Consider the following 16,021-nt stretch of genomic DNA (forward strand, 5'->3'; position numbering starts at 1 on the left):
GACGCGGCGCCCGGCGGCCACCGTCCAGCCGCACCGACTCGGGGGTGCGCACCGAACTAGACCGGGATCCGGCGTGATCCGTTGCCTCGTGATCGCCAACCTTTCGGACGCGTGCGGTATGTGGCGAAATTAGTGCGCCATTCAGGTGTCCGGATGACGCGCGATGCTCGCTAGGGCGTCGAGCGGGCCGCGGTGCGGGATGACTCCTCGGCGTTCCAGCGGCGCGCCGCCACCTCCCTCTCGTCGGCGGCCGACAGCCAGAAGTAGAGCGGCGGCAGGGCGAGTTCGATGCCCATCAGAACCAGCTGGAACCAGTTCGGGCGGCCGAGCGCGGCCCACGACAGGAGCCTGCCGGCGCCGCCCAGGAAGAAGATCCCGGCGAGCAGACGCACGATCCTCGACGGGATCGGTGACTGCCGCGCCACCCAGATCCAGGCAAGCCCGTACCCGAGGAAGATCGCGCCGAAGAACCGCATGAGGCTGTCGACGGTCGGGCCCGGCGAGCCCGCGCCGGGTACCGCGTCCATGCCGGTGGCGAGGTGAACGGCGCCGATCAGTACGTCGGCGATGCCCATCGCCCACGAAAGCCACTTGAGGAGCCTGGCCATGGTGGTCCCCCTTCGCCCTACTGGACGTGTGTCTACTAAGGCGACCATAGGTTCGCTAGTAGACATGCGTCAAGTAGCCTGGGTGCCATGACCGCGCGCCGCAGGCTGAGCCCCGACGAGCGCCGCAAGGAGTTGCTCGACGTCGGAGCCCACCTGTTCGCGGCGAAGCCCTACCACGACGTGCTCATGGAGGACGTGGCCGAACAGGCCGGTGTCTCAAGGGCGTTGCTCTACCGCTACTTCCCCAACAAGAGCGCCCTGTTCGCCGGCATCTTCCAGCAGGCGTCGGACCGGCTGCTCGACGGAACGCCCATCGACCCGGCACAGTCGCTGCTCGACCAGCTGTCCGCCGGGCTCGATGTCCACTTCGACTACTTCGCCGCGAACAAGAACACGGTGCTCGCCGCGAACAGGGTGCTCGCGGGCGACCCGGTGATCCAGGCGATCATCAACGACGAGCTGGCCGAGCTGAGCCGGCGCGTACTCGACGCGACCGGACTCGAAGGCTCCGCCAGGGACACGGTCTCCGCTCTCCTGACGAGCTGGCTGGTGTTCGTCCGCGCGCTGTGCGTGGACTGGCTGACCGACGAGGCGTTCTCGCGGACCGAGCTGCACGACATGTCGGTGGGCGCTTTGCTCGGCGCGTTGGGCGCCGTCACCGATGTCGACCAACTCCTCGGCGCCGACGGCTGACTGCCCCGGCGCCCACGGCCCGTCCGGTCAGCCGAGCGCGGGTGCGCCACCGGGTCGCTCGAACTGGGTGCGGTACAACTCCTCGTAGCGGCCGCCGAGTTCGAGGAGTTCGTCGTGCGTGCCGCGCTCCACGATCCGGCCGGCCTCGACGACCAGGATCAGATCGGCGGAGCGCACGGTGGAGAGGCGGTGCGCGATCACCACGGCGGTACGGCCCTCCAGCGCCTCGCCGAGTGCTTCCTGCACCGCCGCCTCGGACGTGTTGTCGAGGTGGGCGGTGGCCTCGTCGAGGATGACCACACGCTGGCGGGCGAGGAGCAGCCGGGCGATCGTCAGACGCTGGCGCTCACCGCCGGAGAGCCGGTAGCCGCGCTCGCCGACCACCGTGTCGAGCCCGTCGGGCAGCGAGGCGACCAGGCCGTCCAGACGGGCCCGGCGCAGCGCATCCCACAGGTGCTCCTCGTCGGCGTCGGGGCGGGCCAGCAGCAGGTTGGCGCGGACCGACTCGTGGAAGAGATGGCCGTCCTGGGTGACCATGCCGATGGTGTCCCGGATCGAGTCGGCGGTCAGATCCCGTACGTCGATGCCGCCGAGCCGCACCGTGCCCCCGTCCGCGTCGTACAGCCGCGGAAGCAGCTGGGCGACCGTCGACTTGCCGGCGCCCGACGACCCGACCAGGGCCACCATCTGGCCCGGCTCGGCCCGGAAGGAGACGCCGTGCAGCACCTCGGTGCCGCCCCGGGTGTCCAGGCTGGACACCTCTTCGAGCGAGGCGAGGGAGACCTTGTCGGCGGACGGGTAGCCGAAGCGCACCTCGTGGAACTCCACCGACACCGGGCCCGGCGGCACCTCCCGGGCCTCGGGCTTCTCCGCGATGAGCGGCTTCAGGTCGAGCACCTCGAAGACCCGCTCGAAGCTGACCAGCGCGCTCATCACCTCGACGCGCGCCCCGGCCAGTGAGGTGAGCGGCGCGTACAGCCGGGTCAGGAGCAGGGCGAGCGAGACGACCGCGCCCGCTTCGAGGGTGCCGTGCAGCGCGTAGTAGCCGCCGAGCCCGTAGACGAGCGCGAGCGCGAGGGCCGATACGAGGGTGAGGGCGGTGATGAACGCGGACTGGGCCATCGCCGTACGCACCCCGATGTCGCGCACCCGGCCGGCCCTGGCGGCGAACTCGGCGGACTCGTCGGCGGGCCGCCCGAACAGCTTGACCAGGGTCGCGCCGGGGGCCGAGAAACGCTCGGTCATCCGGGTGCCCATCGCCGCGTTGTGCTCGGCGGCCTCCCGCTGGAGCCGGGCCATCCGGGTGCCCATGCGGCGCGCGGGCAGCACGAACACGGGCAGCAGGACCAGCGCGAGCAGCGTGATCTGCCAGGAGATGCCGAGCATCACGGCGAGCGTGAGGAGCAGCGTGACCAGGTTGCTGACCACGCCGGACAGTGTGTTGCTGAAGGCCCGCTGGGCGCCGATGACGTCGTTGTTGAGGCGGCTCACGAGCGCGCCGGTGCGGGTCCGCGTGAAGAACGCGACCGGCATCCGCTGCACGTGGTCGAAGACGGCCGTGCGCAGATCGAGGATCAGCCCCTCGCCCAGCGTGGACGACAGCCACCGGCTCACGATGCCGAGGGCCGCCTCGGCGACGGCGATCGCGGCGATGAACAGCGCGAGCCGGATGACGGTCCCGCTCTCCTTCCCGCCGACGATCGCATCCACGACCCGCCCGGCGAGCAGGGGGGTGGCCACCGCGAGCAGCGCCGTGGCCACGCTCAGGACCAGAAAGAGGGCGATGCGGCGCCGGTGCGGGCGGGCGAAGGCGGCGATGCGGCGCAGTGTCGCCCGGTTGAGAGGCCGCTTGTCCTGCTGGGCGTTCATGACGTTGTGGAGCTGCGTCCACGCCGTGGCTTCCATACTCATGCGAGGAACGTACGACCTCGACCGAACTTGAGGTCAACGAATCCCGAGACTGTGATCGGCGATCTGGCGATCTGGCGATTCGGTGGAACGCGGCCGCCGGGAGCCGTCGACGGGTCAATGATCTCCCGGGCAGCTTCGTCGGCCCCCACGGTGCCCGGCCGTCCAGGGGCACACCCCCGGGGACGTCCCGTAGGTTCGGCTTCGGGCGGCGCCGGACCGCCCCCGTACCTGGGGAGAGACGATGAGCTGGGGAGTGCTTGACCGGCTGGTGGGGGAGCCCGAGCTGTTCTTCGACCGGTGCCGAGGCGGCCGGCCGCACGTGTTCACGCCGCCGAGCCTGCCCCAAGAGGCGCCCAAGACAAGGGAGTTGGCCGAGGCGCTGAGTGGCGGCCTGATGCGCGCGCCGTACGTCGAGATGGTGCGGGAGGGGAAGGTCGTGCCGGCCGCGGAGTTCAGCACGGCCAGAGTCGTCGCCGGGCGGCCGGAGGAGGGCTTCGCCGACCCGGAGCGGATCATGCGCCTGCTCGCCGAGGGCGCGACCCTGCTGCTGCCCCAACTCGACCAGTGGAACGCCTCGGTGGGCGCCCTGACCGCCCTGCTCTCACAGGACCTGGGCCGCACGACGGAGGCGTTCTGCTTCGCCACCCTGGCGGGCCGGCGGGGCCTCGACGTGCACCGGGACGACGCCGACGTGCTCGTCGTGCAGCTCGCCGGCCGCAAGGAGTGGACGGTGTACGACGCCCCGGCCGACGGCCACTGGCACCCGGGCCCGGTGCCGCACCCGGGCGAACCCGCCCTGCGCACGGTCATCGGCGCGGGGGACGTCCTGTACGTGCCGCGCGGCGCCCCGCACACCGCGACCGGCAACGAAGGCCTCTCCGTCCACCTCGCCCTCACCATCCGCGAAGCCACCACGAACCGCCTGCGCCAGACGCTCGCCGAGCTCCTGACCGAGACGAGCGAGGGCCTCGCGCCACGGCCTCTGACACACCTTCAACTCATGGACTCTGTAAGAGAGTTGATCGAGGCGGCGCGAAAGAGGCTGGACGCGGTCACCCCCGAGGAACTGCTCGCGCGGGGTCGTGGACCGCTGCCCTCGCTGCCGCGCGCCACACCGGTGGACTGGCCGACGGTCAATTGACCGGAGTCCAAGGAACGCACCGCGGCTGCGGAGAACCCTGTAGTTCTCCGCAGCCGCCACTGACACAGGGTCAGAAATAAATGCAGTGTCAGAAATCAGATGCAGTAAGGACGGTGGCAGGACCCCTCGCAGGAGATGCTGATGCCGGCGCTGTTCTGGGCCTCACCCTCGGCCAGCACCTCGCGCACGTCGAGGTCGAACAGGTCCTGAGTCGTCTCGTTGGTCATGAGGAACTCCTCTCGTTTCGGCTGCGGATCTCGCAGCGAACGAATGGACGGTAGGCCGCGGGCGACCGGCCTCGTCAATGACTGTGAACAAAAGGGAAAGGGGTTCTGCATCATCGGGCACATTGCCTGCTCGACCTGGTCACAATTCCCCGAACCTCCGCTAGACAGGGGCGGATTACGGCATTCGTACGGCGAAGGGGAACTGTGGGCGGACAGCGCGCGGCACGAGAGGAAAGGCTGTTCACGGCCGCTGAACCGGTACTTCTGCGGGCCCCCGCCCGGCCCGTACCCGAGCACCCCGACACCCCGGCGGGTCCGGCGGACGCCGACCTCGCCGCCTATGTCGCCGAGGCCGCGGCCGACCCGTTGTTCCGGGAGGCGATCGAGGTGTCCAGCCCCTCGCTGGCCCAGGTGCTCGCCCGGGACGCGCCGCCGACGGGAGACGCGCTGCGCCGCGCCGCGACCGCGGTCGGCCGCTACCGGCTGCGGATGACGACCCGGCCGACCCCCTTCGGACTGCTCGCCGGCGTCGCGCTCGCCCGGTTCGGCGACAGCGCCTCGGCCCGCTGGGGCGAGCGGCACCGCGCCGCCGTACGCCCCGATCTCGGCTGGCTCGCCTCGGTCGTGGACCGGTTGCACCAGGACCCCGCGGTCCTGCCCGGCCTGCTCCTCGTCGCCGACCAGCAGCACGTCGTCCGCGGCTCGCGCGTGACGCTGCCGTACGTTCCCACCGGCTCGGGCGACGCCAGGCGGGAGGTGAGCCTGCGTCATACGGCCGTGGTTGCCGAGGTGTTGAAGCAGGCCACAGAGCCCGTCTCCTTCTCCGAGCTGATCCGGGGCGTGGGTGTCGCGTTCCCGGCCGCACCCGTCGCGGCCGTGACCCACCTCGTGCACACCCTCGTACTGCGGGGCTTCCTGCACACGGACCTGATGCCGCCCCCGGACGCCGGCGATCCGCTCGGCCATGTCGTCGCGCGGCTTCCTGGCGATTTGCCCCTGCGGTCCGAACTCGACGGAGTGCGGGGCGAGTTGGAGCTGTGCGAGGAACTGGCCGCCGGTGTCGAGAGGCTGAAGGCCCTGCGCTCGGTGCGGGAGCGCATGACCGGCGTGTGCCCCGCCGACCACGTCCTCCAGGTGGATCTCGCGCTGGACGCGGACGTGGTGCTGTCGCCGGACGTGCGCGAGGAGTTCGAGCGGGCGGCCACCGTGCTGTGGCGCCTCTCGCCGCCGCGCACCGCGCCCGCGCATCTGCGCGCCTACCACCAGGCGTTCGTGGAGCGCTACGGGACCGAGCGAGCGGTGCCGGTCGCCGAACTCCTCGACGTGGAAACGGGGTTGGGGCCACCGCAAGGCTATGAGTATCCGAGGGGCGGCGCGGTCCCGTCCTTCCCGGCCGGGTCCGAGGAGAACGACGCGGGGCGCGGCAGGCTGCTCGCGGAACTGGCGTCCGGAGCCCTCGCCGACCGTGAACCCGGCCGACCGCTGCCCGAAGTGGTGCTCGACGAGGTGCTGCTCGACCGGCTGACCGGACCGGATCCGTCCTCGGATGCGGACGGCGAACGCGCCGCCCACCGCGTTCCCGACTCGTTCGAGCTCTACGGCGAACTCGTCGGCCAGGGCGCTGAGTTGAGGATGGTGCTCTCGCCGGTCGTGGGCAGCGATGTGGCCGGGGCGACGTTCGGCCGGTTCGCCGGACTCCTCGGCGGTGCCGGACTCATGTCGCAAGTGGCTGGAACCGGGGAAGGCGACTCGGTGCCGGTCCATCTGGAGTTCAGCCCGGCGCGGCCCCGGTACGCCAACATCACCCGCACCCCGCGCTGGCTCGGCCACCGGGTCGTCGTCAGCGCGTTCCCCGACGTCGAGGGTCCGCAAGTCCTGCCGCTGGACGACCTGTTGGTCACCGCCGACCTGGAGCGGCTGACCGTGCGCTCCCGCAGTCTCGGCCGGCCGGTCGAGGTCAGGGCCCACCACGTACTCAACCAGCGCACCGGCGCCCCGAACGCCGCCCGCTTCCTCCACGAGGTGTCCCTGACCGGGCACCGGCCCTGGCAGCCCTGGGACTGGGGCGCGGCCAACGCCCTGCCCGCGCTGCCCCGGGTGCGGTGCGGGCGCACGGTCCTGGCCCCCGCGACGTGGCGGCTGACCGTACCGACGGACGACTTCGAGCGGTGGTGCGCCGGGCTTGCGAGCTGGCGGCGGCGCTGGAGCGTGCCGAGCGAAGTCCGGCTCGTCACCGGGGACCAGCGCATCAGCCTCGACCTCGAACTCCCCTGGCATCAAAGGCTGTTGTACGCGCACGCGCGCGGCACCGAGCACGCGATCCTCCAGGAGGAACCGGGCGCCGCGGGGGACAGCCGGCGGCGCGGGCCCGGCGGGTCCCGCACCGTCGAACTCGTCGTCGCCCTGCACGCCGTCCGACAGCCGGCCGGCCGACGCCGCACGGTGTCGGCGAGGCCGGTCCACCGACCGGCGGGGAGGGCCGTCCTGCCCGGCGGCAACTGGCTCTACGCACGCCTGGACGCGGCCGAGATCCGGCACGACACCCTCCTCGAAGAGCATCTGCCCCAGCTGCTCGCGGCACTCCCCGGCTATGTGGACCGCTGGTTCTTCATCCGCTACCGCGACCCCGCGCCCCACCTCAGGATCCGCTTCCACGGCGACGAGCCGGGGCCGGTCGCGGCGCTGCTGCCGCTCGTCCGCGACTGGGCCGCCGACCTGCGCCGGGCGAACCTCGCGGCCGGGCTGCGCCTGGAAGCGTACGACCCGGAATTGGAACGCTACGGCGGCCCCGAGGCGATGGCCGCCGCCGAGCGGGTCTTCCAGGCGGACAGCCTCGCGGCGATCGCCGGCATCGGGGCACTGCACGGGCGCACCGGCCCCGAACGCGACCTGCTCGCCGCCGTCAACTCGGCAGACCTGGCGCGGCACTTCCTGGACGGCGCGGACGGACCCGCGCCCGGCGTCTGGTTCCCGGCCGCCTTCGCCAAGTCCGAGCGCGACCACCGCGCCTTCCGCGACCACCGCGCCGCCGTACTCGGCGCGATCGGCCCGGACGGCCCCGCACCGGACGCGGCCGACCCCGCCCTGCGGCACGTGTGGGAAGAGCGTGCCGCCCGCCTCGCCGAGTACGGTCAGCTCCTCGCCGACCTGTACGCGAGCGGCCCCGACCGGCGGCCGCCCGCCTCCGTCGCCGCCAGCCTGATCCACATGAGCCACAACCGGCTCATCGGCATCGACCCAGAAGCGGAACGCCGCGCGCACGCCCTGGCCAGGGGCGCCTTCGAAGCCCACGGTGCCCGCGCCCGAGCCCAGGAGTCCAGGTGAAGGAAGGCCTTTCCAAGGAGCGGGCCCGTGACGTGCTCGACTCGGTCGCCGCCCGGCTCCGTACGCCGCAGGCACTCCAAACGGCCCGGGTCGACTCGCTGGCCGTCGGGTACCCGGGCATCGCCCTGCTCTTCACGACGCTGGCGGCGGACGGGGACACAGGGGCCCGCTCCGTCGCCCACGCCCACCTCGCCGCCGCGATCCGGCCGGCGGGCGGACTGCGGGCCGCCGGGCTGTACGGCGGGACGGCGGCCGTCGCGTTCGCCGCGCGCGTCGCCGCGACCGGCCCCGACACCTATCGCTCGCTCCTCGACTCCGTCACGCCGCGCGTGGCCGAAGCCGCCGTGGAGCGGGCGCGCGCCCTGCGTGCCGGACGGTCCCAGGGCACGGGCGCGCCGTCCCACCTGTACGACGCGGTGTCCGGCGCGTCGGGCCTGGCCCGGCTGCTCCTCGCCCTCGACCCGCACGGCCCGGCACTGCGCGCATGCCTGGAAGCCCTGGTCGACCTCGCCGAACCGGCCGTGACCGCGCACGGAACCCTGCCCGGCTGGTGGACGGAGGGCGGTCCCGGGGTCCAGGGGCCGAATCCGGACTTCCCGCGCGGCCACCTCAACCTGGGCCTGGCGCACGGCATTCCGGGCCCGCTCGCGCTCCTGTCACTCGCACATGAGCAGGGCGTGCGCGTGCGGGGCCACGAGGAGGCGATCGGCCGGTTCGCCGGGTGGCTGGCCGGGCGGGCGCACGGGGACGGATACGGACCGTACTGGCCGCTGACCGTACGCGCCGAGGACGAGCTCAGCGGCGAACGGCCCCCGAACCCGCCGACGCGGGCCGCCTGGTGCTACGGCACCCCGGGCGCCGCCCGCGCCCTGTTCCTGGCCGGACGGGCGCTGGAGGAGAAGGGGTGGCGGGAGCTGGCCGGCCGTGCGATGCGCGCGGCGCTGGCGCGGCCCGCCGCCACGCGGGCGCTGGAGGGACCGGGCCTGTGCCATGGCACGGGCGGGCTGCTGCAGATCGCCGCGCGGATGGCGTACGACCTGGATGACGCCGAGCTCAGCGCTCAACTGCCGTGTCTGGCACGGCAGTTGGTGGAGGAGATGGTGGAGGTCGACGGGGTCGGTTTCCTGGAAGGGGCGGCCGGGGCGGCCTTGGCCCTCCACACGTATGTGGAGGGCGTCCCGTCCCCAGGGGTTGGCTCGCCCAGTCCCGAACTGCTCGGCTGGGATGCGGCGTTGCTCCTCGGGTAGCGGGCGTGGGATCCGGCGGAGGGACGCCCGACCGTCCGAGGAAGGCCGTGGTGGTGGCCATGAACCTCCGGTCCGGTCAGGGCGCCCGCCCCGCGACCTTCGATCACACTCAGTGGTCGTCCCAGTGACCGTCGTGGTCCGCATGACGGTGGCCGTCGTGGATGTAGTCGACATGGTCGCCGTGCGGTACGGCTACGTGTCCGCACCCCACATCGTGGCGGTGACTGTGGTTCTCGTGCACGGTGTGCGCGGGCGGCTCGCACTCGTCGGTGTGGCCGTCGTGGTCGCGATGGAGGTGGCCGTCGTGCACGTAGTCGACATGGTCGGCATGGGGCACGGCCACATGGCCGCAGCCGGTGCCGTGCTCATGGGTGTGCTCGGTGTGCTCGGTGTGGGTGGCAGTCGACATGACGTGGCAATCCTTTTCGCTCTGATCCTCGCTGTCCCCCCTCGCGAGGGCGAGTCTGCTCCGGACGGGGCGCGGATGCACGTCTGACGCGGGTCGGGCGTGGGAATCGCCCCGGAACCGGAGTGCGGTTTCGGGGCGAAGCCGTTTGGCGGGCCCGGCGGATCAGTGGTTCGTGCAGGTGTTGCCGGAGGCCGGGTTGAGCAGCCCGATGACGTCGATGCTGTTGCCACACACGTTGATCGGGATGTGGATGGGAACCTGGATCACGTCGCCGGACAGGACACCGGGGGAGTGGTCGGCCTGACCGGTCGGCGGCTGGTCGTCGGCGGCTGCGGCACCGGCCATGCCTATCACTGCGGTGACGGCCAGGGCGGATGCTGCGAGTGCGGTACGGATACGCACGATTTTCCTCCTACGGGTGAGGGGCGTTCTCCCTCGAAGCCTCTCCGCGCTCGGGCTCCTGGGAAAGCCGCGTGGTCCGATCGAGTGAACGCAGCGATCCGGAGGGTGGGTGCCCCGGGGCCACGGGAGCCGTGGTGGCGGCCCGGGCCCCCTGTGCCACGGCCTGCCCCCTGGGACGCTCACCCAATGGCCGCGTTTATCCGGCCGCCTCGCGCCCACTCGTACGGGAGCGGCCCGGAGTGCGGGGCCGTACACCGACGGGAAGGCAGCCCATGTCCAGTGGTGTCGTCATCATCCTTGCAGCGGTCGCGGTGATCGTTGTCGTGGCGGTGGTTCTCGGCATGTTCGTCGCGCGCCGCGGCGGCCATGGCCTGCGCCGCCGGTTCGGGCCCGAGTACGAGCCGACCGTGGCCCAGCACAACGGCGATGTGAAGGCCGCCGAGAAGGACCTGGACGAGCGGGTCCGCCGGTACGGCGACCTCAAGCTCCAGCCTCCGACGGCCGAGGCGCGGGGCCGGTACTCCGCCGAATGGGCCCGAGTCCAGGAGGAGTTCGTGGACTCGCCCACGCGCGCGGTCGCCGAGGCCGAGGCGCTGCTCGGCCGTCTCGCGCAGGAACGCGGCTTCCCGGACGGCTCGTCCGAGGAGCGACTGGCGGCCCTCTCCGTGCACCACCCCCAGCACCTCGACGGCTACCGCCGGATCCGGGGCGCGGCCCAGGGCGCCGACGGGCGTCGCGTCAGTACGGAAGAGCTGCGCGAGACCCTCGTACAGGCCCATGAGTTCTTCGTGGTTCTGGCCGGCGAACGCCGCGGGAACAAGGCCGGGCGCCCGGCGGCCCGCGGTGGCCGGCACGCGTCCAGGGGTGGCCTGCGACACCATGACATCGCCCGAGGGAGCCAGTCATGAACGAGGCCGAGGACCCGGGCCCTGAGCAGTCCGTGCCCGATCAGCCCGTGCCCGATCAGCACGGCCCTGAGGACCCTGACCAGCCCCTGCGGGAGCCCAGTGCTGCTGCGGAAGCCGACACGTTGCTGCCGTCGGACGAGCGGGACAAGGCGCAGCTCAGGATCCAGCATGCGGTCGCCGGCTTCGTCGACGATCCCCGTTCGGCGGTCGAGGAGGCCGCCTCGGCGGTCGACGCCCTGGCCGAGCGGGTCATGGAGACCCTCGGGCAGCGTCGCGGCACGCTGCGGGCGTCCTGGCAGGACGCGTCAGGCGGTGCGGCCACGGAGGACCAGCGCATGGCCCTGCGTGCGTACCGCCGCCTCGCGGAGCGCCTGCTCAGCCTATGAATCCCGGCGCACTCCCGGCCCCCGGCGGCACTTCGGAACGGTCGTACGCGGCCAGATCGGCCGCCCCGTCAACCCCCCTGTAGAAACAAGGAGTTGAACATGTCCAGGCGCTATGGCGGCAATCCCGCGGCGACCGGCATCCTCATCATCGCGGACATCACGGCACTGATCCTGATCCTCTGGATCGCCTTCTTCCTGGTCAACGCCAACACGGCCAACGACGTCGTCTCGTGGGTCCGGAACGCCGCGGACTGGCTCTCCGGCTGGTCGCGCGACATGTTCAACATCGAGTCCGACACCTGGCGCACGGTGGTCAACTACGGTCTGCCCGCAGCGGTCTACCTGTTGATCGGCCATGCGGTGGCAGGCCGGGTCAACCGCTCCTGACTCGACGGACCGACGGAACCACGCGAACAGGGCGGCCCCGACTCCTGGCCCATGCCCATGGCGAGATAGCGGTCATAGGCGTCCCGGCTGTCCGAGACGAACGGCCAGCTCGCCATGGCCGTCCTCAATTCGTCTCCGGTCAGCCAGCCGTGCCAGGCGACTTCGGACGCGTCCGGTGCGACGTCCCCATCTTCCACGACGGTCTCGTACACCGAGAACCAGTAGGGGCTGAGCTCGCCGTCGCACAGGAACTTGAACAGTGGGCGCACCTCGGCGTCCACGCCCAGCTCTTCACGCAGCTCGCGGCGCGCCGCGTTCTCGTAGGGCTCGCCCACACCCACGGCTCCGGCCACCAGCCAGCTGTACTCGCCCGGGAACCGAGAGCTGTTCTCCGGGCGCCGGTGCACCAGGTAGCGGCCGCTCGCATCGCGGCACAGCACCATGGCCATCCGGTACAGCCATCCCTGCCGTACGGCCTCGCCCCGATCGGCCACGCCGACGACGTGGTCCTGCTCGTCCACACGCTCCACCAGTTCACCCATGGGTAGATCCTCCATGACCGGCTCCCGCCGACATGGGGCGCCCCCACGTGTGGGGGTTGGCGACGCTCACTCCTTCGGACAGGCCCCTGAAGGGCATCGCCTCCACGGTCAAAGGGCGCGATGCCGCAGGCCAGGCCGCCGTCCGGGGCGTGATGGCGCGCGGGTCGGCGCATGCGACCCGATGGGGTGGTTCTGCGTGCCCGGGGGCGCTCGTCCCGCGTTGGTCACCGCATGACCGTAATTCCTGAGCTGCGGTGTGCGGCCCCCGCTCCCCGCCCGAGAGCGCCGCGAACGGGCGTCCTGGCACGGGGCGTTGGGGCGGACGTACACAAGGGTCGGCCACTCAACCTCCTCGATCCGCCTTGTCCCACAAGGGAGTTGGCCAAGTGGGCGCGGGAGGGGCCTCCAGCTCCTTCGGCCTGCTGCCCGACCGTGTTCCCCGACAGCGTGTGAATGGAAGACTCCCGTGCGAATTACCGACATTCACGGCTGCGAGGTCCGTCCCGGACGGCTGGTCGAGTGGAGTCTGGACCCCGTCATGGTCGAGGCCGCGACCAGTCAGCCCGATGACGCCAGGCCTCCCGCCTATGTGCAGGAATCACATATCCGGACGGCCCGGTCGGTGCGCCGGGACGGCCTGTTCGTCCCGACCTGGCTGGGTGCCGCGTTCGACATCCCGGGCCCCGTCGACCTCGACGTCCTGGAAGAGGCGCTGCGGACCTGGACGCTCCGGCACGAAACACTGCGCAGCGGCTTCCGCTGGGTCGGCGACGAGATGCGCCGGTTCACCGCGGCACCCGACGTCGTCGCACTGCGGCGGGAAGTCGTGGGCGACTTCACCGACGGGGAGGGGCTGAGCCACCACCTCCAGGACCGTTTCGATGTGGCGGCGGACGCGCTTGGCTGGCCGAACTTCCTGTACACGGCGGTGGTCAGGGACGAGTCGACCAGCGTTTACATGGCTTTCGACCACAGCAACGTCGACGCGTACTCGATCCAGCGCATCCCTTCCGAGGTCCACGAGCTCTACGCGGCGCGGGCCGAAGGCCGCGGCCGGGAAGCGGCCCCGGCCGGCAGCTATGTCGACTTCTGCGAGATCGAGCGGGCCAGCGCTGACCAGGTCGACGACACCCACGCGATCATCGCGCGCTGGCGGGAGTTCATCACCCGCTGCGACGGCAGGCTGCCCGCCTTCCCGGTGGACCTCGGCCTCGAACCCGGCGGCGGGCTGCCCGAGCAGAAGCTGCTGTACGAGATGCTCGTGGACGACGCGGACGCCGCCGCCTTCTCGACGTACTGCCGGCCGTTCGGCGGCGGGCAGGTGGGCATCCTGGCGGCCACCGGCCTCATCGTCCACGACATCGGCGGTGAACCCGTCTACCGCACTGTGGTGCCGCTCCACACCCGGGCGAAGTCCCGGTGGGCGGACTCCGTGGGGTGGTACGTCGGCGGTGCGCCGATCGAGATTCCGGTGGCGCGGGCGCTGGGCTTCGACGACGCGCTGGCGATGGTCCACGCCGCGCTGCGGGCCAACAAGTCCCTCGCACACCTGCCGATCGCCCGCGTGCTGCGCCTGCTCGGCTCGGACTTCCGCCCCACGTCCCCCGACCTCTACTCGATCGTGTCGTTCGTCGACGCGCGGGACATCCCGGGGGCCCGCCAGTGGGACGAGCAGAAGGCGTACGCCATGCTCCGGGTGTCCTACGGCGACCAGGTGTGCGCGTGGTTCACCCGGCTGCACGGCGGCCTGCAACTGGCCATCCGCTACCCGGACACGGCGATCGCCCACAAGAACATCCATCGCTATGTGGAACAACTCCGGGAGCTCATCACCTCGGTAGCCCGCAGCGCTTCGGAGCGGCCCGCGCCCCCGAGGCCGCGAGGCGAGCACGCGTTTCCGGCACCGAGGCCGAGTACCGACGCAACCCGCTTGTCGTCCTGATCCGATCCTCGGGAGAGTTCCGGAGGCGTATCCACCTGCGGTGCGGCGCTCTATGGGGGCGGCCCACACGTGGTGAACCCACATGTGGGCCGGGAGCGCCTCTCGCGCAGGATGGGGTACGGCTGGTAAACCGTTGGAGCCGACGTTCGCCGGACGGTTCGGTGTTTCCAGGAGAGCCCGGGGCTCACATAAAGGGGTCGGGATGCGTCGCGTACCGGTCGTCACCGTCGTTGGCACGGTCCTGCTCGCCCTGCTGGCCAGCGCCTTCACCGTGGGCACGGGCAACGCGCAGGAACGGCCCGTACGCGCCGACGACGGAGCGCGGGTCGTCGCCGAGCGACACGTGGGGCCCCGTCAGCTGGACCTCACCATCGACTCCCCGGCCCTGGGCACGACCGCCCACGTACGCCTGCTCACCCCGGACGGCTGGTCGCCGGGGAGACACGACTGGCCGGCGCTGTGGCTGCTGCACGGCTGCTGCGGAGGCTACGCCGACTGGACGAAGTACACCGACGTGGCCCAACTCCCGGAACTGCGGCGGACGTTGGTCGTGATGCCGGAGGCCGGCGCGGCGGGCTGGTACAGCAACTGGTGGAACTACGGCAAGGGCGGCGCGCCCCGCTGGGAGACGTTCCACCTCACCGAGGTCAAGCAGATCACCGAACGCGGCTACGGCGCGGGCGGCCGGCGCGTCGCCGCGGGCCTGTCGATGGGGGGCTTCGGCGCGCTGTCGTACGCGGCGCACCATCCGGGGTTCTTCCGGGCCGTCGCGTCGTACAGCGGCACCGTGCACCCACTGCTCCAGGTGCCCGGCGGATTCGGCCCCGACTGGTTCCTGAACCTCGACCGGCAGGTGGGCGCCGACCCGTACGCGATCTGGGGTGATCCGGTGCGCCAGCGCGCGGTGTGGGCCGCGCACGACCCCACCGTCCAGGCGAGCTCACTGCGGGGGCTGCCCGTCTTCCTGTCCTGCGGGAACGGCAAGCCGGGCGGCCCGCACGATCCGCCCGGCACGAAGGACCCGAACGAGGCCTACTTCGAGCAGCAGAACCGGGCCCTCGCCGCCCGGCTGCGTGCTCTGGGCAGCCCGGCCGTCACCGACTTCTATGGGCCCGGCATCCATGAATGGCCTTACTGGCAGAGGGAGTTGCACCGCTCCCTGCCGCTGCTGCTGACCGCGCTGGGTGCGTGACACACGGCCAGACGCCTTTGGTGTGGCTGACAGCTTTGCGGCCAGCGCCTCGCCCTGGGCGTCGACCCCGTCCGCCGCGACGAGGAGGGCGACCACGACGACGAGCCACACGCCGGGAAGCGCGGAGCGATATGAGTCCTTCGCCTGGATCATGATCGCGCCGGCCAGCGCCGCCATCCCGGCGGCCCTCACCTCGCGACCACGTGCCCGGCGTTCAGCTTCCGTCCGAGAAGCGGCTGTTCAGTGCTGACGTTCACGATTCCCCCGAACACGTCGGCCGAGTCGAGGCGTGCGCACGGTCTAGTGGAAGAAGGAGCTCATGCCGTCCACGTCGGACAGGTAGCTGTCGATCGCGGCGACCTTGCCGTCGCGGATGGTGAGCACGGTCGCCAGGTGCTCGTCGAGCTTGCGGCCGTCGGGAGCCTCCGCCGTGTTGTGCAGGGACAGGGTGACGCCGTTCTCGCCGGTCAGGACGTGGAGCAGCTCGGTGTTGACGCCGCGGCCGACGATTTCCCGGAGCCGGCTGATGGCCGCGTCGACGCCGTGGATCGTGCCGGAGATGGTTCCCGTGCCGGGCATGCTCCAGGCCAGCTCCGGTGCCAGGACCGTACGCATGGCGTCCCAGTCGTGTGCGCCGAACGCGCCGAGGAATCGTTCGGCCACCGTCACATCGGCTCTGTTGCTCGGCATGTCGTCGCACAC

General features: G+C 71.7%; 16 protein-coding genes. 9 read left to right on the forward strand and 7 right to left on the reverse strand.

The genetic code is table 11. The annotated features are described in order from the left end of the window. Nucleotides 1-170: 170 nt before the first annotated feature. Nucleotides 171-608 (reverse strand): DUF4345 domain-containing protein, encoded by a 438-nt coding sequence (locus ADK54_RS19085; RefSeq protein WP_053726847.1) that lies wholly within the window; start codon nucleotides 606-608, stop codon nucleotides 171-173. Nucleotides 609-695: 87 nt separating this feature from the next. Between ADK54_RS19085 and ADK54_RS19090 the strand changes: the two genes are divergently transcribed. Then, nucleotides 696-1,301 (forward strand): TetR/AcrR family transcriptional regulator, encoded by a 606-nt coding sequence (locus tag ADK54_RS19090; protein WP_053726848.1) that lies wholly within the window; start codon nucleotides 696-698, stop codon nucleotides 1,299-1,301. 27 nt (nucleotides 1,302-1,328) lie between these two features. On the opposite strand, the gene ADK54_RS19095 is transcribed toward ADK54_RS19090, so the two are convergent. Beyond that, entirely contained in the window at nucleotides 1,329-3,212 is a 1,884-nt protein-coding gene (locus ADK54_RS19095; protein ID WP_053726849.1) for an ABC transporter ATP-binding protein, read from the reverse strand. 241 nt (nucleotides 3,213-3,453) lie between these two features. Between ADK54_RS19095 and ADK54_RS19100 the strand changes: the two genes are divergently transcribed. Continuing rightward, the gene (locus ADK54_RS19100; RefSeq protein WP_078966467.1) at nucleotides 3,454-4,353 is read left to right on the forward strand and encodes a JmjC domain-containing protein; all 900 of its coding nucleotides are present in this window, start codon (nucleotides 3,454-3,456) and stop codon (nucleotides 4,351-4,353) included. A gap of 95 nt (nucleotides 4,354-4,448) precedes the next feature. Here ADK54_RS19100 and ADK54_RS48300 read toward each other — a convergent pair whose 3' ends face one another. Continuing rightward, nucleotides 4,449-4,580 (reverse strand): hypothetical protein, encoded by a 132-nt coding sequence (locus tag ADK54_RS48300; RefSeq protein ID WP_264197750.1) that lies wholly within the window; start codon nucleotides 4,578-4,580, stop codon nucleotides 4,449-4,451. Between the two features lie 204 nt (nucleotides 4,581-4,784). Between ADK54_RS48300 and ADK54_RS19105 the strand changes: the two genes are divergently transcribed. After that, on the forward strand, nucleotides 4,785-7,904 hold the full coding sequence (locus ADK54_RS19105) for a lantibiotic dehydratase (protein ID WP_053726851.1): 3,120 nt from the start codon (nucleotides 4,785-4,787) through the stop codon (nucleotides 7,902-7,904). Further along, the gene (locus tag ADK54_RS19110; RefSeq protein ID WP_053726852.1) at nucleotides 7,901-9,151 is read left to right on the forward strand and encodes a lanthionine synthetase C family protein; all 1,251 of its coding nucleotides are present in this window, start codon (nucleotides 7,901-7,903) and stop codon (nucleotides 9,149-9,151) included. The genes ADK54_RS19105 and ADK54_RS19110 overlap by 4 nt, the downstream gene beginning before the upstream one ends. 109 nt (nucleotides 9,152-9,260) lie before the next feature. On the opposite strand, the gene ADK54_RS43505 is transcribed toward ADK54_RS19110, so the two are convergent. Further along, on the reverse strand, nucleotides 9,261-9,560 hold the full coding sequence (locus ADK54_RS43505) for a hypothetical protein (RefSeq protein ID WP_078966468.1): 300 nt from the start codon (nucleotides 9,558-9,560) through the stop codon (nucleotides 9,261-9,263). A 162-nt stretch (nucleotides 9,561-9,722) separates the two neighbouring features. Then, nucleotides 9,723-9,965: a chaplin gene (locus ADK54_RS19120; protein ID WP_053726899.1), complete on the reverse strand. Its 243-nt coding sequence runs from the start codon at nucleotides 9,963-9,965 to the stop codon at nucleotides 9,723-9,725. 269 nt (nucleotides 9,966-10,234) lie between these two features. On the opposite strand from ADK54_RS19120, the gene ADK54_RS19125 reads away from it, so the two are divergent. The 3 genes from ADK54_RS19125 to ADK54_RS19135 all read left to right on the forward strand — a co-directional run bounded on the left by ADK54_RS19125 (nucleotide 10,235) and on the right by ADK54_RS19135 (nucleotide 11,643). Then, on the forward strand, nucleotides 10,235-10,870 hold the full coding sequence (locus ADK54_RS19125) for a hypothetical protein (RefSeq protein WP_053726854.1): 636 nt from the start codon (nucleotides 10,235-10,237) through the stop codon (nucleotides 10,868-10,870). Further along, a complete protein-coding gene (locus ADK54_RS19130; RefSeq protein WP_234392133.1) occupies nucleotides 10,867-11,256 on the forward strand; it encodes a hypothetical protein in 390 nt (129 codons plus the stop codon). The genes ADK54_RS19125 and ADK54_RS19130 overlap by 4 nt, the downstream gene beginning before the upstream one ends. Before the next feature lie 99 nt (nucleotides 11,257-11,355). Next, nucleotides 11,356-11,643, forward strand: a complete 288-nt coding sequence (locus tag ADK54_RS19135) for a hypothetical protein (RefSeq protein ID WP_053726855.1) — start codon at nucleotides 11,356-11,358, stop codon at nucleotides 11,641-11,643. Here the strand turns inward: ADK54_RS19135 and ADK54_RS19140 are convergent. Next, entirely contained in the window at nucleotides 11,595-12,200 is a 606-nt protein-coding gene (locus tag ADK54_RS19140; RefSeq protein WP_324610176.1) for an NUDIX hydrolase, read from the reverse strand. The genes ADK54_RS19135 and ADK54_RS19140 overlap by 49 nt on opposite strands. 451 nt (nucleotides 12,201-12,651) lie before the next feature. On the opposite strand from ADK54_RS19140, the gene ADK54_RS19145 reads away from it, so the two are divergent. Together ADK54_RS19145 and ADK54_RS19150 are read left to right on the forward strand one after the other, a co-directional pair. Then, nucleotides 12,652-14,127 (forward strand): condensation domain-containing protein, encoded by a 1,476-nt coding sequence (locus tag ADK54_RS19145; RefSeq protein WP_078966470.1) that lies wholly within the window; start codon nucleotides 12,652-12,654, stop codon nucleotides 14,125-14,127. A gap of 202 nt (nucleotides 14,128-14,329) precedes the next feature. Then, the gene (locus ADK54_RS19150) at nucleotides 14,330-15,319 is read left to right on the forward strand and encodes an alpha/beta hydrolase (RefSeq protein WP_053726856.1); all 990 of its coding nucleotides are present in this window, start codon (nucleotides 14,330-14,332) and stop codon (nucleotides 15,317-15,319) included. 300 nt (nucleotides 15,320-15,619) lie between these two features. Here the strand turns inward: ADK54_RS19150 and ADK54_RS19155 are convergent, their stop codons facing one another. Beyond that, a complete protein-coding gene (locus tag ADK54_RS19155; protein WP_053726857.1) occupies nucleotides 15,620-16,009 on the reverse strand; it encodes a nuclear transport factor 2 family protein in 390 nt (129 codons plus the stop codon). Nucleotides 16,010-16,021: the final 12 nt, after the last annotated feature.

Source organism: Streptomyces sp. WM6378 (assembly GCF_001279695.1).
In the GTDB taxonomy this organism is placed as follows: domain Bacteria; phylum Actinomycetota; class Actinomycetes; order Streptomycetales; family Streptomycetaceae; genus Streptomyces.

Excerpts from the sequence above, each read along its gene's own strand:
- ADK54_RS19100 (WP_078966467.1), top strand. The coding sequence starts at position 3,454 with ATGAGCTGGGGAGTGCTTGACCGGCTGGTGGGGGAGCCCGAGCTGTTC.
- ADK54_RS19095 (WP_053726849.1), bottom strand. The coding sequence starts at position 3,212 with ATGAGTATGGAAGCCACGGCGTGGACGCAGCTCCACAACGTCATGAAC.
- ADK54_RS19135 (WP_053726855.1), top strand. The coding sequence starts at position 11,356 with ATGTCCAGGCGCTATGGCGGCAATCCCGCGGCGACCGGCATCCTCATC.
- ADK54_RS19150 (WP_053726856.1), top strand. The coding sequence starts at position 14,330 with ATGCGTCGCGTACCGGTCGTCACCGTCGTTGGCACGGTCCTGCTCGCC.
- ADK54_RS19140 (WP_324610176.1), bottom strand. The coding sequence starts at position 12,200 with ATGGAGGATCTACCCATGGGTGAACTGGTGGAGCGTGTGGACGAGCAG.
- ADK54_RS43505 (WP_078966468.1), bottom strand. The coding sequence starts at position 9,560 with ATGTCGACTGCCACCCACACCGAGCACACCGAGCACACCCATGAGCAC.
- ADK54_RS19125 (WP_053726854.1), top strand. The coding sequence starts at position 10,235 with ATGTCCAGTGGTGTCGTCATCATCCTTGCAGCGGTCGCGGTGATCGTT.
- ADK54_RS19130 (WP_234392133.1), top strand. The coding sequence starts at position 10,867 with ATGAACGAGGCCGAGGACCCGGGCCCTGAGCAGTCCGTGCCCGATCAG.
- ADK54_RS19155 (WP_053726857.1), bottom strand. The coding sequence starts at position 16,009 with ATGCCGAGCAACAGAGCCGATGTGACGGTGGCCGAACGATTCCTCGGC.
- ADK54_RS19085 (WP_053726847.1), bottom strand. The coding sequence starts at position 608 with ATGGCCAGGCTCCTCAAGTGGCTTTCGTGGGCGATGGGCATCGCCGAC.
- ADK54_RS48300 (WP_264197750.1), bottom strand. The coding sequence starts at position 4,580 with ATGACCAACGAGACGACTCAGGACCTGTTCGACCTCGACGTGCGCGAG.
- ADK54_RS19090 (WP_053726848.1), top strand. The coding sequence starts at position 696 with ATGACCGCGCGCCGCAGGCTGAGCCCCGACGAGCGCCGCAAGGAGTTG.